The sequence below is a fragment of the Affinundibacterium macrobrachii genome (assembly GCF_014652415.1).
Taxonomy (GTDB): domain Bacteria; phylum Pseudomonadota; class Gammaproteobacteria; order Burkholderiales; family Burkholderiaceae_D; genus Undibacterium; species Undibacterium macrobrachii.
This window is the reverse complement of the sequence record NZ_BMYT01000001.1, coordinates 1,288,971-1,312,708: the sequence shown is the minus strand read 5'-3', so window position 1 is coordinate 1,312,708 and position 23,738 is coordinate 1,288,971. Positions and strand designations below refer to the sequence as shown.

General features: G+C 44.8%; 18 protein-coding genes. 11 read left to right on the top strand and 7 right to left on the bottom strand.

The features are described from left to right. Positions 1–16: 16 nt before the first annotated feature. From IE103_RS05755 to IE103_RS05715, 9 genes are all read left to right on the top strand, one after another. Positions 17–1,729 carry an alpha-amylase family glycosyl hydrolase gene (locus IE103_RS05755; RefSeq protein WP_189344989.1) on the top strand — a complete coding sequence of 571 codons (1,713 nt, stop codon included), beginning with the start codon at positions 17–19 and terminating at the stop codon, positions 1,727–1,729. Beyond that, positions 1,726–4,191 carry a glycoside hydrolase family 31 protein gene (locus tag IE103_RS05750; RefSeq protein WP_189344988.1) on the top strand — a complete coding sequence of 822 codons (2,466 nt, stop codon included), beginning with the start codon at positions 1,726–1,728 and terminating at the stop codon, positions 4,189–4,191. Before IE103_RS05755 ends, IE103_RS05750 begins: the two co-directional genes overlap by 4 nt. A 133-nt stretch (positions 4,192–4,324) precedes the next feature. Beyond that, complete coding sequence (locus IE103_RS05745; RefSeq protein ID WP_189344987.1) at positions 4,325–5,323, top strand: substrate-binding domain-containing protein; 999 nt, start codon at positions 4,325–4,327, stop codon at positions 5,321–5,323. 125 nt (positions 5,324–5,448) lie between these two features. Then, positions 5,449–6,192, top strand: coding sequence for an AAA family ATPase (locus IE103_RS05740; RefSeq protein WP_189344986.1), 744 nt, complete (start codon positions 5,449–5,451; stop codon positions 6,190–6,192). Between the two features lie 93 nt (positions 6,193–6,285). Continuing rightward, positions 6,286–6,642, top strand: coding sequence for a DUF962 domain-containing protein (locus IE103_RS05735; protein ID WP_189344985.1), 357 nt, complete (start codon positions 6,286–6,288; stop codon positions 6,640–6,642). A 137-nt stretch (positions 6,643–6,779) separates the two neighbouring features. Beyond that, entirely contained in the window at positions 6,780–7,208 is a 429-nt protein-coding gene (locus tag IE103_RS05730; RefSeq protein WP_189344984.1) for a DUF2059 domain-containing protein, read from the top strand. Between the two features lie 73 nt (positions 7,209–7,281). Continuing rightward, positions 7,282–7,707, top strand: a complete 426-nt coding sequence (locus IE103_RS05725) for a hypothetical protein (protein WP_189344983.1) — start codon at positions 7,282–7,284, stop codon at positions 7,705–7,707. Continuing rightward, on the top strand, positions 7,704–8,087 hold the full coding sequence (locus IE103_RS05720) for a DUF1801 domain-containing protein (protein WP_229827091.1): 384 nt from the start codon (positions 7,704–7,706) through the stop codon (positions 8,085–8,087). Before IE103_RS05725 ends, IE103_RS05720 begins: the two co-directional genes overlap by 4 nt. A 19-nt stretch (positions 8,088–8,106) precedes the next feature. After that, the gene (locus tag IE103_RS05715) at positions 8,107–9,498 is read left to right on the top strand and encodes a hypothetical protein (protein ID WP_229827090.1); all 1,392 of its coding nucleotides are present in this window, start codon (positions 8,107–8,109) and stop codon (positions 9,496–9,498) included. A gap of 17 nt (positions 9,499–9,515) precedes the next feature. On the opposite strand, the gene IE103_RS05710 is transcribed toward IE103_RS05715, so the two are convergent. The 3 genes from IE103_RS05710 to IE103_RS05700 form a co-directional block, all read right to left on the bottom strand. Then, positions 9,516–11,651, bottom strand: coding sequence for an EAL domain-containing protein (locus IE103_RS05710; protein ID WP_189344982.1), 2,136 nt, complete (start codon positions 11,649–11,651; stop codon positions 9,516–9,518). A gap of 14 nt (positions 11,652–11,665) precedes the next feature. After that, on the bottom strand, positions 11,666–13,438 hold the full coding sequence (locus IE103_RS05705) for a PAS domain S-box protein (protein ID WP_189344981.1): 1,773 nt from the start codon (positions 13,436–13,438) through the stop codon (positions 11,666–11,668). A gap of 206 nt (positions 13,439–13,644) precedes the next feature. Then, entirely contained in the window at positions 13,645–15,255 is a 1,611-nt protein-coding gene (locus IE103_RS05700; RefSeq protein WP_189344980.1) for a phospholipase D-like domain-containing protein, read from the bottom strand. A gap of 329 nt (positions 15,256–15,584) precedes the next feature. Here IE103_RS05700 and IE103_RS05695 point away from each other — a divergent pair, with 329 nt between their 5' ends. Beyond that, complete coding sequence (locus IE103_RS05695) at positions 15,585–16,787, top strand: toxic anion resistance protein (RefSeq protein ID WP_189344979.1); 1,203 nt, start codon at positions 15,585–15,587, stop codon at positions 16,785–16,787. An 83-nt stretch (positions 16,788–16,870) separates the two neighbouring features. Beyond that, complete coding sequence (locus tag IE103_RS05690) at positions 16,871–17,347, top strand: YiaA/YiaB family inner membrane protein (protein WP_189344978.1); 477 nt, start codon at positions 16,871–16,873, stop codon at positions 17,345–17,347. A 2-nt stretch (positions 17,348–17,349) separates the two neighbouring features. Here the strand turns inward: IE103_RS05690 and IE103_RS05685 are convergent, their stop codons facing one another. The 4 genes from IE103_RS05685 to IE103_RS05670 all read right to left on the bottom strand — a co-directional run bounded on the left by IE103_RS05685 (position 17,350) and on the right by IE103_RS05670 (position 23,654). Further along, positions 17,350–18,204, bottom strand: coding sequence for a hypothetical protein (locus IE103_RS05685; RefSeq protein WP_189344977.1), 855 nt, complete (start codon positions 18,202–18,204; stop codon positions 17,350–17,352). A 151-nt stretch (positions 18,205–18,355) separates the two neighbouring features. After that, positions 18,356–19,699, bottom strand: a complete 1,344-nt coding sequence (locus IE103_RS05680) for a heme-binding protein (RefSeq protein WP_229827089.1) — start codon at positions 19,697–19,699, stop codon at positions 18,356–18,358. A 280-nt stretch (positions 19,700–19,979) separates the two neighbouring features. Next, the gene (locus IE103_RS05675; RefSeq protein WP_189344976.1) at positions 19,980–22,340 is read right to left on the bottom strand and encodes a patatin-like phospholipase family protein; all 2,361 of its coding nucleotides are present in this window, start codon (positions 22,338–22,340) and stop codon (positions 19,980–19,982) included. A gap of 87 nt (positions 22,341–22,427) precedes the next feature. Continuing rightward, positions 22,428–23,654: a cytochrome P450 gene (locus tag IE103_RS05670; RefSeq protein WP_189344975.1), complete on the bottom strand. Its 1,227-nt coding sequence runs from the start codon at positions 23,652–23,654 to the stop codon at positions 22,428–22,430. Positions 23,655–23,738: the final 84 nt, after the last annotated feature.

The following is a 23,738-nucleotide window of genomic DNA, read 5'->3' as shown; positions in this document are numbered from 1 at the left end:
TAAGATAGGATTTTTTATGTTTCGTAAGACCCTAATTTGTTTATCGCTATTGAGCCTGAGCCTGACTCAACATGCGAGCGCGGCTGAAAATAAGCGAACAAACAAACATCCCTTCTTATGGGAAAACGCGACTGTCTATTTTTTGCTTACAGATCGTTTTCATAACGCAGATAAGACAAATGATTTGGCATACGGTCGACAAGCCGATGCAGCGCCTCTGCGGGGTTTTATGGGCGGTGATCTGCGAGGCGTGATTGCCAAAATTCAGGATGGTTATTTTAGTCGTTTGGGTGTGAATGCTTTATGGATCACGCCGCCAGTCGAACAAATTCATGAAGGAACCGATGAAGGTACGGGCAAGTCGTATGGATTTCATGGTTATTGGACCAAAGACTTTACCAAGGTAGACGCCAATTTAGGTAGTGATAAAGACTTTAAAAAGCTAGTCGAAGTCGCACATCAACATGGCATACGCATCTTGCTTGATGTGGTGATGAATCATATTGGACCAGTGACTGCAACCGACACGGCGTGGCCTGCAGATTGGGTGCGTACAGAACCAACTTGCGATTACAAAACGGCAGATGGTGCAATCAAATGTACCTTGGTAAAAAACTTACCTGACATCTTGACCGAGAGTGATAAGCCAGTTGATTTGCCTCCACAGCTGGTACAAAAGTGGAAGCAAGAGGGGCGGTATGAACGCGAAGTAAAAGAGTTAGACGCGTATTTTGCGCGCACCGGTTTCCCACGTGCGCCGCGCTATCATCTGATGAAATGGCACACTGATTGGATACGCAAATATGGCATTGATGGATTCCGTGTTGATACAGTTAAGCATGTGGAAGCCAGCGTTTGGAAAGAATTGAAGCAAGAAGCGCATATCGCTTTTGAGGAATGGAAGCGCGCCCATCCTAAAAAGAAGTTTAGCGATGCGCCATTTTTCATGACTGCCGAGGCGTATAACTATCCAATCAGCGATGGTTTGCAGTTCCGTATGGATGGCGGCAGTCGCGTCAATTATTATGCAAATGGCTTTGACAGCATGATTAATTTTGGTTTTAAATCGGATGCGCAGCAAGATTACGAAACTCTATTTAGTCGTTATGCCAACTACTTGCAACAGGATTTAAAAGGCTATTCGGTATTAAATTACATTAGTTCGCATGATGATGGCAGTCCGTTTGATCCAGCGCGCCAACGCCCATTTGAATCTGCAACTAAATTGATGTTGACGCCGGGTTCTGTGCAGATTTATTACGGCGATGAAATCGCGCGATTATTAAACATCGCTGAAGCGCAAGGTGATGCAAAATTGCGATCCATGATGGATTGGTCGGTGCTGCAAAAAAATGTGCGTTTACCACTAACATCGACGCAAATACCATTTACCTATCAAGCTACTCCCAGCTATCGGGACTTGCTCCAGCATTGGCAAAAATTAGGGCAATTCCGTGCCGCGCATATCGCAGTTGGCGCTGGTGTACATCAACAACTTTCTGCTAAGCCGTATATCTTTCAGCGCAGTTATCAAAAGGACGGTGTGAGTGATCAGGTCATCGTTGCACTCGATTTGCCCAGAGCGAAAACGCATACGATCGCTGTCGACACGGTGTTCCGAGATGGCGAGCGTTTGCAAGATTACTACTCTGGCCAAAGTGTCATCGTTCAATCTGGCAAAGTCCAAATTGCAACTAAACATTCAATGATTCTTTTGGGTAAACTATGAAACAAGCTACACACCACTTTCGGCCTGTGAGTCTCATCTCCGCAGCGATTCTGTTTGCTTTTAATACGTTTGTTTTGAGTACGTCTGCTTACGCGCAAAATCCGCAACGCCAAGTGCTGCAAGTAAAGCAAAGCCCAGCGCATTTAGTCATCGTGACGAACGATGGTGAATATCAAATCCGTCCTTATTCGACTGAAGTTGTTGAGACTCAGTTTATCCCTAAAGGTGAGGTGATTTCCGCATTTGATCAGCAATCACATGCGGTGGTGGCGAAACCGCAAGTGGTCAAAATGCAGCTTCAAGAAGCCGCGCAGCAGATAGATTATGCAAGCGCAGGCATTTCTGTACGCATACAAAAAGCACCATTTCAGATCAGCTATTTTTATCAAGGTAAATTATTAACCTCGGAAAAAATGGGCTATGAAAAGATTGATAATGTAGAGAAAAATAAAGAACGTTTAAGTTTTCATTTAGATGCTAACGAAGCTTTGTATGGAGCTGGGGCACGGGCGCTAGGTATGAATCGGCGTGGGCATCGGCTACCGCTCTACAATAAAGCGCATTACGGCTACGAAGAACAATCGAGTCAAATGAACTTTGCGATACCGCTGGTATATTCATCCAAGATGTATGGCATCCATTTTGATAATGCCGCCATCGGCACACTTGATCTCGATAGCAATAAGGATAATTCACTCAGCTATGAAACCATAGGTGGACGAAAAATCTATCAAATTATTGCAGGCGCCTCCTGGGCGAAATTGATTGCTAACTACACCCAACTCACTGGTCGCCAACCACTGCCACCGCGCTGGGCGTTCGGTAATTTTGCCAGTCGATTTGGTTATCATTCAGAAGCCGAGGCTCGTCAAGTCATTGCGCAATATCGTGCAGAGCAAATTCCCGTTGATGCGATTATTTTTGATTTGTATTGGTTTGGAAAAGAAGTGAAGGGGACGATGGGTAATCTCGCCTTCGACCAAGACAATTTTAAAAATCCGAAAAGTATGATTGCGGATTTTAATCAGCAAGGTGTGAAAACCGTACTCATCACTGAGCCATTTATTTTGACTACCTCAAATCGTTGGCAAGAAGCGGTACAAGAAAAAATACTGGCGACGGATCACGCAGGCAAGCCTTTCACCTATGACTTCTATTTTGGTAATACGGGATTAATTGATTTATTCCAACCAAAAGCGCGTGACTGGTTTTGGAATATCTACAAAGGTTTAGCGCAGCAAGGTGTTGCTGGGGTCTGGGGTGATCTTGGTGAACCAGAAGTGCATCCTAGTGAGTTGCGTCATGCGAACGGACAGCTCGGCGCAGATCAAGTGCACAATATCTATGGACATGAATGGGCGAAGTTAATCGCACAGGGGTATCAGAAAGATTTTCCAACACAACGTCCTTTTATTTTGATGCGCGCTGGTTATTCTGGTTCGCAACGCTTTGGCTTGATTCCTTGGTCGGGTGATGTGAATCGTACTTGGGGTGGTCTACGCTCGCAGCCAGAAATCGCATTGCAAATGGGTATGCAAGGCTTGGCATACATGCATTCGGATTTAGGTGGATTTGCTGGCGCGAATTTAGACGATGAGTTGTATGCGCGCTGGTTGCAGTACGGTGTGTTTCAGCCTATCTTCCGCCCACATGCGCAAGAAGAAGTTGCTTCAGAGCCGATCTTTCGTGCTGCTAAGGCTAAGCAGTTAGCAAAAGCTGCGATTGAATTACGCTACCGTTTGCTGCCTTACAATTACACCCTCGCGTTTGAAAATCAGCAATTAGGTTTGCCTTTGATGCGACCATTATTTTTTGCTGAACCCGATAAAGAGCAATTGCGCTCTCATTCCGCGTCGTATTTGTGGGGGAATGATTTTTTAGTACAACCGATTATGCAAGCAGGGCAACAGCAGGCCGACGTCATGTTCCCACAAGGAACCTGGATCGACTTTTATAGCGGTCAGGTTTACAACGGTGGTACGCAGCATACGGTAGAAGTGCATCAAGAGCATATTCCCGTATTTGTGCGTGCTGGTGCTTTTATTCCTATGGCTAAGCCTATGCAAAGTACGCAGTTTTATGATGAGAGTGCGTTAGAGCTGCATTACTATCATGACGCAGCGGTGAGCAGTGCACAGGGGAGCATGTATGAAGATGATGGCATCACCGCGCAGTCCTATCAACAAGGCCGCTATCGTCTTCATCAATTTACAAGTGCATTGCAGACCCAAAGCAATGGCAAGCCTTCACTGCAAATTCAGATACAGCAGCGCAACGGAAAAAAAATGAAGGTTGTAAGCAAACAAGTTTCCCTGTTTTTGCATAATGTGGAGCAAGCACCAAATCACGTGCTTGTGAACGGTAAGAAAGCTGTATTTAGCTGGAACCCAAAGTCAAAGTTACTTACAGCCCAAGTCCGTGCAAACGCGAAATCAACAAATTTAATTCGTGTGAATTGGTAATTAAGATGTTCTGATTTGGTGAAGTTAATGATCTGCAAAGACGCCGACAAAATACCTTGTCCTGCATGCTACATGCCATTAAACTTCGCTTTTTTGTAAGTCGCCTGTCTTCATCAATATTGAATTTGGTACCATGAACCTCAAAAGTTTGGCACAAAATCTCGGCATCTCTGAAACCACGGTTAGTCGTGCATTGAACGGCTATCCAGAAGTCAGTGCGCGCACTCGTCAACGTGTTTTAGAGGCGGCTGAACAATTTGGTTATCGTCCTAATCCGATGGCGCGCAGCTTGGCATCAGGTCGTACCAATGTGATCGGTATTATTCATGCGCTGATCGCAAACGATTTGGCTGATCCTATGTTCATGCAAATTGTCGGCGGTATGGTCGAGGCATTGGAATATCGTCAGATGGATTTAATCATGGCGCCAGTCTCACCAGAGAATGAATTACGTGCTTACGAGCATATGGTGAAAGAGCGCCGAGTGGATGGTTTGATTGTGGGGCGTACTCGATTGTATGATGAACGCGTCGCGTATCTCGCTCAACATGGCTTGCCATTTGTTGCGCATGGTCGGACTAGTGTCAATGAGCCACATGCTTGGTTTGATTACGATAACGAGAGCGGTATGCGAGTTGCGGTTGAACATTTACTCGCGTATGGTCATCAACGGATTGCCTTGATGAGTGCGCCATTAGAAATGAATTTTGCGCGCCAGCGATTTGATAGTTTTCAGAACGTGATGCGCGATGCAGGTTTGAAGCCGAATCCAGATTACCTCAAAGATAATTCAAATGACCGACGTGGTGGTTACGCCGCCATGCAACAGTTACTTGCTAGTGCCACGCCGCCAAGTGCCGTCATTGTCGATAACCATATGGCTGGCGTCGGTGCGATGCGCGCTTTGCTCGATGCGGGTGTCACCATCGGCAAGCAAATGTCGATCATCGTGTGGGGCAAGATGGAAGATTCTTTGGCTGGTTACAATGTAACGACGATAGAACAACCGAATCCCGATTTGGCAGGTAAGAAAATGGTAGAGATGCTGCTATCTTTGCAGAACGGCACGCCGCCATCAGAACTACAAGTGTTATGGCAGCCGGTATTGATTGCTGGTGAAACCGTCAGTTGATTTTTTGACCTGTTGCGTTCATCTGCAATGTAAAGCCTACCTAGCCAGTGATATTAACATTCGATTTGTTTTTTCTTACATATTCCATTAAGGTGCTTGCTTCCCTAATTTGAGGCGCACCTGTTATGAGTAGTCTGCAAGCGAAACCCTATTTGCGACACGTATCGATACGCGCCGACGCGGATTTAGATCAAGACCAGTTCCCATATTATTTGCCGGCAGTGCAGGCGATCAACAACTTGCAGTTTCATCCCGATGTCACTTTCTTTGTAGGCGCAAATGGTTCGGGAAAATCGACCATTTTAGAAGCCATCGCGATCGCCCTAGGTTTTAGTGCTGAAGGCGGTACTAAAAACGTGCGTTTTCAAACTGCTGATACGATTTCTCCGCTGCATTCCGTATTGCGATTGGCGCAGAGTTCTAAGCGACCAGCTGATGGCTATTTTCTACGCGCGGAAAGTTTCTTTAATGTCGCCACTTATATGGATAAGATGGGCTACCTCGATAGTTATGGTGGCAAATCACTGCATGCACGTTCACATGGCGAAGCGTTTATGGCGCTTTTATTGACGAAGCTACGCGGTGAAGGTCTGTATCTCTTAGACGAACCAGAGGCAGCCTTATCGCCAAATCGTCAACTCGCCGCATTATCGGCAATTCATCAGCTAGTGCAAAATGATTCGCAATTGATTATTGCAACGCATTCACCGATTCTTCTAGCCTATCCGAATGCAAAAATTTTTCAGTTTAGCGGTAACGGAATAGAAGAGGTAAAGTATGAGGATACCGAGCACTACGCATTAACTAAAGATTTCCTGAATTTCTACGAACGTCGTTTGCAACAATTGCTCGACGCCGATCCAGAATAATTGCGTATCGATGCCAATCGTAAAACGGATGTTTATCTGATTCAGCTACTTCAAGAAAACTAACTAATAACTAACTAGTACGGAGGCAAAACTATGCAATTGCATGAACTGATTCGCTGGCAATGGGACAGCTATTCTTCTTATCATCGATCACGAAAAAATTTGATGATTCATATTGTGGCTGTGCCCTTGTTTTGGATTGGAAATCTGAATTTGATTGTGAGTCTGACAGCGGCTTCATTAATCGGCGTGCTAGTCAGTATCGGTCTGATGCTGCTATCGCTTATCTTGCAAGGACGTGGTCATGCAGTTGAAACGCTACCACCCGTTCCTTTTACCAGTAAGTTCAATGCAGTCGCTAGATTATTGATAGAGCAGTGGATTAATTTTCCACGTTTCGTCTTTTCGGGGGCTTGGTTAAGAGCATTTAAAGCAATCGATGAGGAATAAGCGTCTTGAATTGCACCGAATGAAGTTAAGCCAAATTAAGTTGAAGAAATGTAAGTTTTTCTTTCCAGTTAATTTACTTAGTTATTTAATTGAATATCGGTAAAATAGTATTTATTAATTTAATTGGTGAGATCAAAATGAAATTCAGCTGTTTAATTGTTGCTTTATTTTTCTCGTGCGCGAGTTTTTCCTCGGTGGCGGTTGCGCAAGATAGTCCAGAGTTACGCGCGAAGGCGGCGGATCGTTATCTGAAAAGTGTTCCGATGTCGGCTATGCTAGAGGACGCCTATGCGTCGCTTGCGCAGCAGATGCCAGCAGACCAAAGAGAGAAATTTTTAAAAGATATTCGCAGTATTGTACGGATTGAATTTCTCGAATCGATCTCAAAAGAGAAAATGGTCAAGGTGTTTACGGCAGATGAATTAAACGCGATCGCAAGCTTCTATGAATCAAAAGAAGGTGCTAGTGCGATGAAAAAATTTGGCGTGTACATGGGCGAGATCATGCCGGTGATACAAAAAGAAATGATGCAAGCAATGGCAAAATTGCGTGAAGAGAAGAAGTGATTTTTTCGATAAATCAGAGATCGAACTGTGGATGAATTTTCAGTGAATTTGGCCACACAATAAGACTACGCAAATGACCTACAATCTCTATTTATGTATCGCTGCGGCAATGACGTTAGTCGCTGCGCTGTTACACTTTGCCTGCCTTATTTGGGGCGCGCCTTTGTTTCGTTTGCTTGGCGCCGGTGAGGCAGTTGTTGCGATGCTGAGTCGTGGTCACACACAACCCTTATTGATGGCGGCGATCGTTGGTATTGCGCTCTTGCTTTGTTCTGCCTATGCTTTATCCGCTGCTGGTTTGATCATGGTGCTGCCGCTGCGACGTTTGGTTTTACTTGGTTTGATTATCGTATTACTTGCACGTGCTTTGGCATTTCCTTGGTTAAAGCCTTATTTCGTTGGGAATAGTGATCTTTTTTGGTGGACCAGTTCTGCAATTTGTTTGTTGCTGGCCGCTGCTCATGCAATTGGCTTACGTCAAGTTTGGAGTGATTTATGACAACGCAGGATCGTAACGACATGGGAAATCGTGTTGAACTGTATTTGCAGGATTTGCGCCTAACAAATGCGGTTTGCTATGAACTGGTACAAGCATTACGTCAACAAATTCTTAGCCTAAGCACTTCGAACGATGAAACAGTTCAAGAAGAAATTAAATATGGTGGTATTCTGTTCGCAGTCGAGCAGGCGTTTTGCGGGATCTTTGCGTACGCGAATCATGTGTCATTGGAGTTTGGTGAAGGCGCAGGTTTACCCGATCAGTTTGGTGTTTTAGAAGGTAAAGGCAAGTTTCGTCGGCATATCAAGTTGACGACACTTGCTGATATTAAAAACAAGCATGTAATGCATTACGTTAAGCTTGCTTATCAAAGCTTGTAATCTACTTCAGTCATACTAAATGAGCGCAACAAATAATCTCGCAGACCAAGTTTGTCATGCCTGTCATGTGCAGGGTGATGCTGCAAAGGCGATACAACAATTAAATAGCCAATGCTTCTGTTTGAGCTTGCCCGATGGGGCTTTAAAGCAGGCGATTAAGGTGGAGCTAGCCGCGCCTGAGATTTTCGACTTAATTGAACAACGTTGTCCGCATCTGTTTTCTGCGCAGCCAGTATTTGTTTCATCGAGCCAGCAACGCGCCATGACTGCGGTGATCCAAGCGATAGAATCTGTGGTGGCGATGCCAGCGTTTCGCGACAAGATCTTAAGTCGTGCGCCAGCAATTGCGCAACATGGAAAGCCGGCTGCAAAGGGTGTTTTTTTCGGTTACGACTTTCATTTACATGACGAAAAAATTGGTTTGATCGAGGTTAATACAAACGCAGGTGGCGCCATGCTCAATGCGGTATTGGCACGCGCCCAACGAGCTTGTTGTGCGGTGATGGATGATATCGTACACGATCGTTCCACTGTACAAGCGCTTGAACAAGATATTGTTGCTATGTTTCGGCATGAGTGGATGCTGGCGCAACAGTCGCAAGCGAATACTTCGTTTGCTGAACTGCGTGTGATAGCGATTGTCGACGATGCGCCGACTGAGCAGTATCTCTACCCAGAATTTTTATTGTTCCAACAATTGCTTCAGCGTGCTGGTATACATATGCTAATCGCCGCACCGCAGGATTTGACGTGGCGTGAAGGTCGCTTGTGGCAAGGCGATATCAAGATCGACTTGGTATACAACCGATTGACTGATTTTTATCTAGAACAAGCAAATACGAACGCGCTAAGACAGGCTTATCTGGCGGATGCGGTTGTCTTAACGCCGCATCCGCAAGTGCATGCATTATTCGCTGATAAGGCCAATTTAGCGATTTGGACTGATCCTGAACAATTGCAAGCACTTGGCGTCAGCCCTGAAATACAAGCTTGTTTGTTAGAAAATATCCCACGCACCGAGCTCGTGCGCCCAGATCAAGCCGAGCGTTTATGGGCAAATCGACGCCATTTGTTTTTTAAACCAAATGCGGGTTATGGAGGACGCGCTGCGTATCGCGGTGATAAATTAACGAAACGCGTATGGGATGAAATTTTATCCGCTGATTACATCGCACAAAGCATCATCACACCGGGGCAGCGAATTTCGGGATCACCTGAATTACCCGAACAGATGAAATTTGATATTCGCCAATACACCTATGATGCGCGCGTACAGTGGACAGCGGCGCGCGTGTATCAAGGACAAACTACTAACTTCCGTACACCTGGCGGCGGCTTCGCGCCGGTTTATACCATTAGTGATGAGGATTTAGCCGACAACCCGCAAAAAATTGGTGCAATCCTTTGCTAATTTTTGTCGGACGCGTTTTATTTAGTTAATGGCTCAGGATAACCAACGCCATAGCCTTGAGCATAGTCGACCCCCATCATTTGTAATTGATTAATGATCTCCTGATTCTCGGCAAATTCGGCGATGGTTTTTAATCCCATCACGTGGCCAATTTTATTAATCGCATCGACCATCGCGGCGTCAACAGAATCACTGATAATATCTTTGACAAAGCAGCCATCAATTTTTAGAAAATCGACTGGCAGATGTTTGAGATAGGCAAACGAAGACATACCACTGCCAAAATCATCTAATGCGAAATAACAGCCTTTCTCTTTCAAACTCACGATAAATGCACGTGCATTTAATAAGTTGGCGATTGCTGCGGTCTCGGTGATTTCGAAACAAATGCTTTGTGGCCTAGCACCACTTATCGCGAGTTGCTCGTAAATATAGTTGAGTGTCTTTTCGTCGTTTAAGCTACCGCCAGAGAGGTTGATGGAGAACATCGCATTTTCAGGTGCAGCTATTTTCGAAATAAAGGAAAATGCGTGGTGGATCACCCAGCGGTCAATTTCAGGCATTAATCCATATCGCTCTGCTGCTGGAATAAAGGCCATTGGTGGAATTACCTTTCCTTCTAGATTAATCAAGCGCAGCAATACTTCTACGTGTACTTGGTGTTGCCCATGCACTGATGGATTTAATGCGACAATTTTTTGTCCGTACAATGCCAAGCGATTATCCGCTAGGGCACTGCAAATCTTGGTGTACCAATCTAGTTCACCATGTCGTTTTGTGATGGCATTATCTTCGGTTTGATAGATGTGAATTCGGTTGCGGCCAAGATCTTTAGCGGTGTAGCAAGCGGAATCAGCGAAACGCATAATTTCATGCACGCCTTGCCGTTCTGCTTCTTGTCCGCCAAAACTGACCAAACCAATACTGACGCTAATCGGGAAAGTTTTGCCATCCCAACTGAAATGGAAATCGCCAATAATATTTCGTAATTTTTCCGAAATCTGTAAGGCGACATAGGGTGGGCAAGTTTCAAGTAGCACGCCAAACTCATCACCGCCCAGTCTTGCTAGGGTGTCGTTAGCGCGTAAAGCTAAACGCAATAAACCGGTGATCTGACGTAGTAATTCATCGCCAGCATTATGACCGCAGGTGTCATTGACAATCTTAAACTGGTCGAGATCAAGGTAGGCGAGTGCATGTTGCTGTTGATGCAGAACGCTACCTTGTACCGCTTTTTGCAGACGCTTCTCAAACTCGCGACGGTTCACTAAGTCGGTAAGTTCATCATGCGTAGCCTGGTAAGTCATCTCATCTGCCAGCCGTTTGGTTTCGCTGACATCATGAAAAACGACTACGGCACCGATAATTTGATCGTTGCGGTCTAACATTGGTGCAGTCGAATCTTCGATAGAAAAACGGCTGCCATTGCGATTGACTAATGCACTCTTATGCGCCATGCCTGTGACTTGCCCAGTCTTGAGTGTTGTTTCAATTGGCGAAACACCCTCTAGTCCTGTTTCCTCGTCGATTAATGTGAGTACTCTTGAGATCGGCAAACCGATCGCTTCAGCGCACGACCAACCAGTTTTTTTCTCGGCAACTGGGTTTAAGTACGTGACATTTCCTGCATGATCAGTCGTGATAACACCATCGCCGATGGAATTGAGCGTAACTTCTAGGCGCTGTTTTTCTTTGAATAATTCCGCTGCATGGATTTCTAATTCACGCTTTGCACTTTCCATCTTTGCATAGGCAACAGCCAGCAAATTTTCACTCATCTTTAAGCGGGTCTCGACTTGATGGCGTTCCAATGCCATTTGTATGGTCGCATGTAGTTCTCGCTCTGAAAATGGTTTAACCAGATAACCATAAGGTTTGCTGGCTTTGGCACGTTGTAAGGTACTTTCTTCAGAATATGCGGTTAGAAAAATGACAGGTAGCTCGATTTTTGCTGCAGTGTCTATGCCATCAATATCGCCAGCAATATTGATGTCCATCAGTACGATATGCGGCATGGTTTCTTGTATAGCCTTGAGAGTTTGTTCGCAACTAGCAGCGACGCGAGGTACATCATAGCCAAGTCGAATCAGACGTCGTTGCAGATCAAGAGCAACAATACTCTCGTCCTCAACGATTAAAACACGTGTCAGCATGGTGAAGCCCTCGTTTAATGTTCTGTCAGTGGAAAGCGCAATACAAACTGTGTAGGATGCTGACGCTGTATATGTAGCGCGCCATTCAGTTGTTGCGACAGTAAATTTACCAAGCGCAAGCCCAAGGTCTCGACCTCATCTAGATTCAGATGATCAGCAATGCCATTGCCGTCATCGCTGATCATTAATTGAATTTCCTTGTTATCTTTGGCTGATAAGGCAACACTGATTGTGCCTTCGCTTCGATCTGTGAATGCGTGTTTTAGTGCATTTGTGATTAATTCATTGATGAGTAAGCCGCAAGGAATTGCTGAATTGATTGGTAGATAAACTTCATCGACATTCACCGAAAGCGTGATATTTTTCCCCGATATTGAGTAAGAATTTACTAGAGTTGGAATTAAGGCTTCTAAAAAATCAGAAAAGTCGACACGCGTAAAATTATTTGATTGATACAGTGTTTGATGTATCAATGCCATCGATTGAATCCGATTCTGACTATCCATCAGCATATTTCTGACCGCTTCGTCATTGATCAATGAGGATTGCAAGCTAAGTAAGCTGTGCACGACTTGGAGATTATTTTTAACGCGATGATGGATCTCACCGAGCAAGACGTCTTTCTCAGCGAGTGCCTCTTGAATTCGTAACTCTTTTTGTTTACGGTCTGAGATGTCGACAATTGACGATAGCACCATCATGCCTTCTTCCGTTTCTATCGGATTGAGGCCGATTTCGATAGGGAATTCACTGCCATCTTTGCGACGTCCAAATAGATCTCGGCCAGCGCCCATAGGGCGCGACTGCAAGTCGCCGAAAAACTGTCGACGTTTATCGGGATGTTCATGTCTGAATCGCTCAGGCACCAAAATTTCTATCAGCTGGCCAAGTAACTCTGCACGTGCGTATTGGAATAATAGTTCGGCTTGCGTATTCACCATTTCTATTTTTCCTCGCGAGTTCACCATCACCATCGCGTTCGGAGCGGATTCGACGACACGGCGAAAACGTTCTTCCAAACGCTTGCGTTCAGAGATATCAACAATCGAAGACAGCACCATCATGCCCTCATCGGTTTCAATCGGATTGAGGCCAATCTCAATCGGGAATTCGCTGCCGTCTTTGCGTCTGCCAAACAGATCGCGTCCCGCGCCCATTGGTCGCGATTGTGGTGCATGCAAAAACATATCGCGTTTTGTTGGGTGTCCATGACGGAAGCGATCAGGCACAAGAATTTCGATTTTTTGTCCCAACATCTCAGCACGGCTGTAGTCGAATAAACGCTCTGCCTGGGTGTTCACCATTTCAATACTGCCGTGGTGATTCACCATCACCATCGCGTTAGGTGCGGACTCAACTACACGTCGAAAACGCTCATCAATGCGGCGCCGCTCGCTGAGGTCTTTGATGATTTGGCTGTAGCCGATTAACTTCCCGTCAGGCTCAAACAGTGCGGTAATCAACACATTAGCCCAAAATTCAGAACCGTCTTGCCGGTGTAACCAAGTATCAACGTCGTATTGCCCGTGTTGGGCGACATGGCTTAATAATGATGGGGGAAAGTGATTGTTCAGTATCTCTTCAGAAAACAAGGACAATACGGACTGCCCCAAAATCTGCTCTAGCGAGTAACCCAGAATGTGTCGTGCGCCAGCATTCCAACTCTGAATATATCCGGCTGCATCTAGCATGATGATGGCATAGTCGGTGATGCTATCGACTAATAGCCGATAGTGAACATCGGCCGTCTTATGCTGCTCTTCATCTAGCTTGACGTGATCTGACATGATGCCACCTTCGCGAAGTTTGCATCTTATGCTAGCACGATTTATGCCGCATATATCTCTAAAGAAAGATTCTTGACTAAATATGAATCGAAAAAATGTGCGAGTCTTTTATGAATGACAATAAGACTTATTCTTTTTTTCGGCTGAGGTTTAAATGCTTAGGTCTTAAGGTTTTTTTACGTGTAAATTCCGTTTTCACATGTCAATTATAAGATGGGGCGTAGCGGCAGTAACTGCATTAGCCAAACCTGAAATCGCTTCGAGTATGCGACGTGTTGATCAGGATCATCGAGTTCGGCGTTCCAGCTATTGCCGGGTTGGATATCTTGTTCTATCGCTTGTGCCAGTTGTTTCGCAATTTGTTGGTTGCGGATGATCACGCCGACTTCGGTATTCAGATTCTCAGAACGTGGATCGAAATTAAATGTTCCCACATAAGCGATCTTATTGTCGATCACCATCGATTTGGCGTGCAGGCTAAATACCGCGGGTTTGTATTTGTCGATGACAGGAGACTTGAGTAATTTCCCTCGACTTTCTGCATCTGGTCGAAATTCAAAGATTTTTACTCCCATCTTTAACAATTCTTCACGCTGGTTACGATAGCCACTAAAGGCTTGTAAGTTGTCGGTAGAAGCCAAGGAATTGGTATTGATGGTGATTTTTACGCCTCGCTCTAAACTGCGTTTAATCATCGCGATTGCTTTGTCGGATAAAACTAAATACGGTGACTGGATCAAGATTTCTTGCTGCGCTTGATTCACCAAAGTCGCTAATGCGCGCGTGCTATCACCGCCACCTTGCAAATCCGCACTGCGGTTTTTCCCTGGTATGTCATGAATAAATTCCACGTCTGTCCAGACAATTTCTTTTGACAAGCGTTCGAATGATTCTGGGATGCTACGTATCGCTTGTTTGAGTAAGGGATCAAAATTACTATCGAGATTCGCATAGGCATGCAATTGTTGATAGATGTTGGCCACTTCTTGATTGCTAATTTCCGGTGATGCTTGCATGAAGCGATGTTCCGCAAAAATGGTTTCTACAGGAACACTCAAGGGGTGTCGCCAGAAATTATTAAAGTTGTTACCGACTTTGGCGACGGCGCTGCCGAGTATTAATACATCGCGATCACGAAAATTAGATTCATGATGGAAATTAAAATATTCACTTGCCATATTACGGCCGCCAGTGATTGCGACCAAGCCGTCGACCACGAAGGTTTTGTCATGCATGCGCTGATTGGCTGATTTAAAGTCAGCGACAATATTCCATAAACGTTTACCAATATTGGTACCAACGCGATGTTTGGGATTGTAGATGCGAATTTCTACATTGGGATGTTTGGCTAACGCGAGTATGGTTTTGTCTTCTGCTTCGATGAGCAAATCATCAACGATGACGCGTACTTTAACACCGCGATTGGCCGCGCGGATTAAGGCTTCCGAGGCTAAGGTACCGATGTTGTCATTGCTCCAAATAAAATACTGGACCTCGATGCTCTTGGTTGCATGGTCGGCCAACCATGCACGCGCGAGTAACGCTTCGAATCCATTTTCTAAAATATACGCCCCGGTTTTTTGCGGGTGCTCGGCGGTGACGGAGTTGATGTAATCTGGTAATGACCACGATTGCGCATTCTTTTTGTCGGCAGATAAAAACTCGAAACTCGCTTGCAGATTACCCGCTGTTGTTGCGGGCAAAGGCACGCTGTCGTAGACCGTTTTCGAGTTGGGAAATGGTCGGTCTAAATAAGAAAATAGACACAGCAAAATAAAGATGGCGAAACTAAGTTTGAGTTTGTTTGCAGGGCGCATAGCCAGATGAGATGAAATAGCGATTGATAGTAGTTTCTCATTTTACAAGCAAACTGATTCCGTAGAATCTCGGTTGCGTATAAATTTTCTGGCGACATTCTGAAAAGTCGCCGCCGAGTATCGTATCCAGACACCTTTTGAGTAAGAACTTGAAACTATTTAATCTTGAGTGGAAATCAGTCGCAATCAATTCCAAACTCCGGCCCACGCAACTATTTACAGAGGTAGTGAAGCGCAGTTTATCGAGATTGCACACCAAAGTAATTGTTGCTATCTAGGCATATTCAATTTAAATTGCCAATATCTTAAATCTAACCGAAAGGGATCAGATGACCGAGCAGATTGTGGGTAGTTCAAACGATACATTTGTATTGCAAGCACCAGAGGTGATGACACCTGTTAGTGAGCAAATGGCAAAGACAGCCGTACCGTTGACCGATGACTTGAAAAACGCGGTGGAAGAGCAAGTTGATCGTTTTATGCAAGGATTGCTGACCGAAGATCTGCAAAGCGAGGGCTTCAAGGCACGGCTTGACAGTGCTTTTGCACTTGGTCGCGAGGAAATCTCGATTGCTTCCACATTAATGCAAGGTCGCTTAATGCAAGCCAATTTTATTGGGATGGAAGATAGTTCTGCATTTAAGGCGATACAAGAGATGCGCGGACATTTGGATGGTTTAAATCCAGGTAAAGAGGGGGATTTATTTCAAGCGAAAAAATTATTTGGTTTGATTCCTTATGGGAATAAATTACAAAGTTATTTTCGTAAATATCAGGGCGCGGCAGGACAATTGCAAAAGAGTATGCAACAGTTGTATGCCGCGCGTGACGATATGCAACGTGATGTGATTGATATTGAAGCGACGCGTCAAAAGTTATGGGAAGCCATGCAAAAACTGAATGCCGCTATTCACTTTGCAGAAACCTTAGATCGCCGTTTGCATGAACGCGTACAAATTCTTAAGACTACTGATGCATTGCGTGCGCAAGCTCTAGAACAAGAGGTATTGTTTTATGCAAGGCAGAATCTACAAGATATGTTGACGCAACAAGCAGTTTGTACCAATGGTTATCTGGCCTTAGATGTGTTAAAGAAGACCGGCCGCGAAATGATGAATGGTTGTAGTCGCGTCGCTACAACTGGCATGAGTGCATTGGCGGTGGCGCAAACGCTGGCTCGTGCAACTGGTAATCAAATGAAAGTGATGGATGCCTTAAGCGGAATAAATAGCACGATAGAGAATTTGGTCGCAGAAACAGGCCGACAATTAAATCAACATGCGGATAAGGTTGGTCAGTTTGCACAAAATCCGATGTTGGGAATCGACAAACTGAAAGAAATGTTTGAGCAAACATTTAAAACGATGGATGCGATGGATACGTTTCGCTCGAAGGCAATTGATGTGATGGGACAGAACAATCATATTCTGCAACAGCAATTGCAAAAGGCAGAACACTATCTAGATAAGCATCGTCAACAACAGGCGCGTGCAGCAACACAGCTAGAATTATCTGGACCAGTCGCTTTGTAGTCGCTCAACTAGGTTTTTAAAATAGTATTTGGTGTGATGAGTTTTTGAATGCAGTGATGACTTATAAAAAAGGGGAATTAAGTATGGCAACACAGTACATTATGCATCGTGATAGTAATGCGTGGCGTTTGCAGGTTTGGTTAGCGTTTGCGATCGCAGTGGTGGCGTGTGCGGTTGGCACGATTCAATTACCTGGTCAGGAGTTAGATCGGGCTTTCGTTGCTTTGGGTTTGTTCTTTAGCTTATTTGCCTGCTTTGCGGTCGCTAAAATGATCCGTGACAATCGTGATGGGCAAGTCGATACGCCTTCATGGGTGATGACCGTTTGGGTTGCATTCGCAGCCGCTGTTTTATTAACAGCTTGGGGACTGTGGCGTATGAATATTCCTGCTGCGGAAAAGAATTATATGGTAGTCAGTTGGTTATTCTTGATCAGCACCACATTTACCTTAGCAAAAACAATTCGCGATGCGCATGAGGCAGATTTGATGGCACGTTCCGACCTCGCTGCCAGCGACGTTCAGGCGCAATCAACGCAATCAACGCAATCTACGCAGTAATACTAGCGCGAGCTACGACTCTTTTCTTCTAAAAAACGCTGCTGACGCATTAATTGCTCAGCAGCGTTTTTTGTTAGTGCTTGTTCGCGTTGATCAATTTCGTTGTGCAAGAGATGCAATTGATGCAGCAGCAAATCCAAGGCGGTTTGTTCTCCTTGAACCGCTTGCGTGAAACGAGCTGCCTGCGGCACGCGTAAATAACTTTCTAGACTATCTGGTAAATATCGTTGTAAGCAAGCATTCAAATAAAACTGATCGTCATAACTCAACACTTCCGTTGCATCAGACTTCGCTGTCAGTTGGTGGATGCGAACAAACTGCGCTTTGATCGAAAGCAAAATCGATTTCAGCTTATCTAATTTGTGCTGTAGTTCAGAATCGTGTGGCGGCTGCTCAGCTTTTTCGCGTGTATCGTAAAGTGCAGCAATAGCACGATCAAATGCGATGATATTGTCAACAGTGAATAAAGCCACTGAAGTAGATTGTGTCGAACTAGTTTGTCGATTGTGACGGCGCGTAAGTCCAAGCCAAGTTGTACTAAGCAAAAAGCACAAGCCGCTAGCACTCGCAATTAGCATCGATTGCTCTATCGCTGCTAATAAGCCAGCGATAAATGAAGTCGCAGCGACGATGCCGAGGATTATTTGTTTTGGATGCAACTGAACATGAGTCACTGTGCTGGATTGTGTCTGTATTTGATCAAGTAAGGGCAGTCCAAGCGTATGCTTAGCCTTGATTGCAGCGAGTTGACGTTGCACGGTCGGATTGATCTCTTGTGTTTTGCGCGCAGCGAGGTAGGCAGTACGACGATTGAGGGGGCGATTTGATGAAACAAAGCGGGGATCAGATGGCTGCATGAAAGTTCAAATGAGAGTTCAACTGAAAAAAACTTACATGCATCATAGCATTGAATAATCTTGTTTTTCTCAATTGTTTGTTGTGCGTTTTTTTCTACGCCAGCAATTTGAAATCAAGCAATGGATTTTGAAATCGCATTCTCAAACTTTGCTAGGTTTTGCTCAAGGTGTTCGTCGCTATATGTGGGAAAAGAATGAATTGTTCACCGATCGGTAAGCGCATCATGATGGTTTGCGAGTATTGGAGTTGAGTGAATTCTGTTGCTTCATTCAAGGCTTCTAACCAGTAGGTACATTGGTAAGATTCGACTCGCGCATGTTGCTGTTCAAAGCCTATGTTAGTGACACCTCCGCCGCCGTTCTTGCTGTTGACATTCAATGTAAGAAATGTTGTTACCGGTGCAGCGAGTAAGGCATCGGCGAGTGCTTGATTGGGATTGCGTGTGTAGCTTGGGTTGGGATTGGAAATAGGATGGATTTGTGTGTATTGCTGTGTATCGACACCCTCTGGCAGGCTTGAAACAACAGGGATCGTTGGCGCACCAGAGTGCTGTTGATAGCTACCTGCAGCTAAAATGGAATTGCCATGTGGTACCGATATTTGCTTAATAATATTAAACTGCTGTGAAGGCGCGACGTTATCTTTGACGGTTTGATTTCCTAATCCTGCTTGGTCTCCATTACCGTAAGGGCCAAGCAGTTGTAGCTGATCGTTGATAAAGAGTAGTGATCCGTTTTCTGCATGTACTAACGCATTCTTATTCGGACCTTCGGCGAAATAGACGCGCTGTTCGTAGAATAAGACATTGCAGTTTTGTGTACCGATTCCACCACGATTTGCTGCACTGCCATGAATCGCGCTGAAGCTAAGTTCTTCGTAGTAGGCAAAATTTTTGAGTATGTAGCCTGTTGGTGAACTAGGGTCAAGCTGAGGCAAGGGCATGACATTGTATGAGTAGGGCAGATCGTCTGTATCGGTGAGTTTATTCGTCCATGTGCCAATTAAATATTCGAGTGGACCTAAACTAGATGTTGGCGCTGCTGGTGATGCTTGCACTGGCTCATTGATGATGCTGCGGGTTAGATTGGGTATCGTGTTGCTGTGATAGATGAAGACAGTAATTTGACCTCGGTTGTCGGCAAGCCCCGGACCGTACACCGCGTGAATATCATCGTTGATACACAAGCACAAAGAGCCAGTCTGGTCGCGAGGTACTTCGGTCGGACCTGCTCCAATTAGAAATACCGGATTGCCGCCAATTCGTCCAACTAAGGCGCCCAATGGTGCACCGACTAAAGGATATTGTGTTTGAGTCAGCGGAACAATAATTTGTGAGTCGCCAGCGGGACCATAAAGTTGCTGCTGGTTGGTTTGCGGATCGGCAGTCCATGCGCCTGTTTGAAAACTGATTATGACAGTGTTATCTGCTGAAATCATGATTCCAGTATCGGTCCAAGCTTGCGTCGCTTGCACCACAATACGTTGATTTGGCATTGAGGCACCCCCGTTTTTTTACCCGATATGAAGTCAAATTTGCCGATTTATTTTATGATTGAATGAGAAGTGAAATCGGCTGGTGTAGATGCTTTAGCATTTTTTGTGCCTAACAGAATTGCCAATACTGGTTGGCTATTGCCACTAGTAAGGGTGTGATTTTAAGAGCGAGATTTTTTCATTACACGTAATCAAAATATTGATTACGTGTGAATGCGATTAGAAAAGTGGGAATCGAACGAAGAAGCTAAGTTGTCGGTTGACGTTAAAAAAATACGTATCAGCGTCTTCCTAGTGATTCGGTAGCGATTTGAAATCCCAAGGAGCGATAGCACTCGAATTGAGTTTCGTCATAAAACTGATTTGCTGACGATTGATGTGGAAATGCGGGGTCTTGCATTTTGTAATGCGCGATATAGGGATTGTGATCGAAGGCGAAATTATCGCGGCGCAAATGTGAGGATAAATAGGCGTCTGCTGACAAACTATCTCGCAAACTAAAATCACCCAACAAGGATGTTTTTAAGTAGATTAATTTTCCCACTTTTTCATTGCGATAATAAATACTGCCAATCGCATAGTGCTGTTGACCATTGCGAATCTTGTCTAAACCTTGCATCACAATGATTACACCGAAATCGATTTGCGCCAAACGAATGACATCTGCAAGACTAGAGAAAGTCAGGCCTAAATCTTCCTCACTATCGGCAGCGATGATGAGCCTACATTCTCGCCTTATTAATTCATAGATCCCTAAATTTTCGATATGACCACCATCGGATAAATTGATATAAGCGGTGTCGGCAGTTAAGTTACTAGTTAGTTCGCGCAGAAAGTAATTTGGACCTGGACGGTTTTTGACTACTCGTTTGTGCTTAATCCAAGTGGGATTTGCCAACCAATAGTCGTAGCGAATATTGAGCATGCCCAAGATGAATACTAGTGGCTTAATAGTGCTCTTTCCAAGATTTGGTGCGACCGCCGCTGCCGATATGGCCATTGCGGTGGCTAAGTTGAGGTCAGAATTTTGTTTTTCTAATTCTTCGGTACGGCAGTAAGAGGTGCTGACACTACCGACGTAGCGCTTACTGAAGAAGAAAAAGTCTCCACGTCGGTCATCGCAGTAGGCTTGACTAGTGCGATTCAGATTTAAGGTGCAATTGAGCAAGTGATAGGGAGCGAATGTCGAATCTAATTTCGATAGTTTTAGCTCATCTGCTTGTTGCACCGTGGCTTGTCGGTTTAAGCCAAAGATATAGGCTTTACTTAAGCGATCTCGGTAGAAGCAACTAAAACTAGTAAAGTTGACATTCGCCGTGTAATGATTGAATAAGAACAAGATCAAAGCAATAGTGAAAAAACCGATTGGACTCTTCCAAGTAAATTCAAGTAGCGGGGAGGGCGCGGTGCGCAGTAGGTCATTGCATAGATGAAGATAGAATAGCCAGAACACCGCAAAACCAATCAAGCCCAAGAAATAGATCGTTAGTCGTGATGCGAGACTTGCGATGCTAGGCAAAAGCTTGGACGCCAAATAACTCAACCCGAAAGCAGAGAAGCTTCCGAACAGAATTAAAGTTTGAAAGCTGAATCGACCTTCAACTTCAGTGCCGTACAGCCGAATTGCGATGACTTGTAACTCGATGAAGAAACTACTTAGTATGGCAGCGATACACCAGCCTAACACTTTGCTTGCTTTGTCGCGACGAATCCAGTCCACGTTTTTACTTTCAGTTCCTGTCGTTAGTTTTCTTTTTTGTTTGATTGATGCAAGTAGTAAATTAGCGATCGGAGAGAGTAAATACATCGCTATCGTTGCATAAATCAGCGCAAGCGTGATGGCGAAGTTTTCAATGATAGGTAAATGAAATTGAGTAAACCACGAGGCAATTAGATGACGTGGGTTTGAGGTGTTAGAGATGAGTAAAACACTGATTGCGGCCATTACCAACAATAGTGGAAAAACGATCAAGAAGTTGACAAACATGCCGCGCAAAAACACGCTTGGTACACGTAGCACATCGATCAATCCGCCGGGTGCCATGTAATTTGCATTATTTCGCAAATGACGAAAAACAGCGTTTTCTGGAACGCCCGGCTGGTGTCCAAATAAGGTCTCATGGGCGCGTATTTGCTTGATTTTTTCAGCTTCCTGACTTGTTCCTATTTCAGTTTGCAAATTGCTGTCAGTCTGTTTTTTCGTGCGAATTGCATGTTCCGATTGTTGTTGCGTTTCAACCGCGTGTACTGCGCTGTAGCAAGAGGCAATGTAGCCGCCACCAGATACCGTAGACAGATAATCGACCGCTTTCAGCAAGCCTAGTTTTCGTAGCCCTTGTATCACGCCTAAATTGACCGTCGCTGATCGTATGCCGCCACCAGAAAACGCTAAGCCAACTAATCCTCGATGTGCCACATCAGGATCGGCATCCCACGCCGCTTGGGTGTTGTGAATTTCGTCCAGCACATCATTCAGAACTGGTGAACGTTTTTCAGGCGCAAGCAAGATACGTTCAAAATCGATCAAGGCTTGTTCATGACGTGATAACAGCTTGCCGTCATTGTCTAAGCATTGACGTTGATTGATTTCTTCCAGCTCGGCCTCAATCACTTCTTGGGAAAGTTGGTGCTGGGTTTGCATAATCTCGACCTCTCAATTTGTGATGAGGATTAATGAATATTCGGGTTTAGCGATTGGCATTGAGTATGCCAAGATCTATTGAGTCACTTATGACACATGATCGAAAGCCAAATGCAAACTAGTCGGGAAGCTATTTTGATAGCTAACTTTGCCGTCTTCTCCAGGTACACGGCGTAGATTTTTTTTGCGAAGCAAGGCTTTGATAATCATTGGAATTTGCACCATATTGATGTATTGACCAAAGCAGGTGTGCATGCCATAACCAAAGTGCATGTAATGATAATCAGGGCGATCGAGTCGGAAAGATTTCGGATCATCGAGTGCGCGTCCATCCAACATCGCTGATTGCAATGCGACTAAGACCTTAGTGCCTTTTTTGATTTTCTTTGCGCGCAAACTACCACTGGCGATCACATAGTCTTCATTGGCGATACGGAAAATTCCGGCGCCAAAGCTATTGAATCGTAATGCCTCAAGTACAAACTTACGGAGTTTTTCATTGTCGTCTTGTAGCGCTGCTGCTTGTGCCTCGGCAAGTAATGCGGGGTGATCGAGTAAATAGTCGATGACCAAGACCGCGCATTTAGAAGTGGTCGGCATTAGACCAATAATGATGCCAATCAAGTTGTTACGAATATCCAGATCGCTCATGCCTGGCGTGCCACTGGCTTGTAATTGCAGACAACGACTAAGTACATCGTCACTGACTTGGCTTGATGCGGTATTTTGTCTTATTGCTTGTTTTCTTTGCGCGATGAGTTGATCCAAATAGGCACAAGTTTTCACACTATTGGCGAGTGCAGCTTGATCCACTTCTGGGGGATTATCGGGATAAAACAAATAAGCGAACATACTACTAGTCCAGTCGAATAGTTCTATTTGACTTGGTCCTGCAACACCCAAATACGCAGCACTAAATTGGCAAGGAACGATGCTACTGAGTTGACTAACCATCTCGATTTGTCCAGCCGTTTTGTTAACCAGCTGTTCCGCAAATCGCTCGACCATAGGGGTGACGACTTGAGCTAGGTCATCGCGCCGGATTACTAAACGCATATTGGATACATCGCGGGTGTATTGTGGGGTGTCGTTCATCCCGAGAAAAAAGTTACTGCCAGCGGTAATTTTCTCCATCTTCTCTGCATAAGTCACGCCGAGCGCATTCGGACGAGATAGTGCTTCTTGCACATCGCTAAAGCGAGTGATCAAGGCAAATTCTTTGAGGACAAGATTCGGTTTGATGAAACGTAGTATGGCGAAGATGAGTGGCAGGTTATTGCCTGCCCAAGTTTTGATTTTTGTAGCGATGTCCATAGTGATCTCCCTGACGACTTATTTTTGTGTTTTTAAAATATGCTTTTTAGGCACGGTTTTAAGTCGCAGAGTAATGTATAGGTA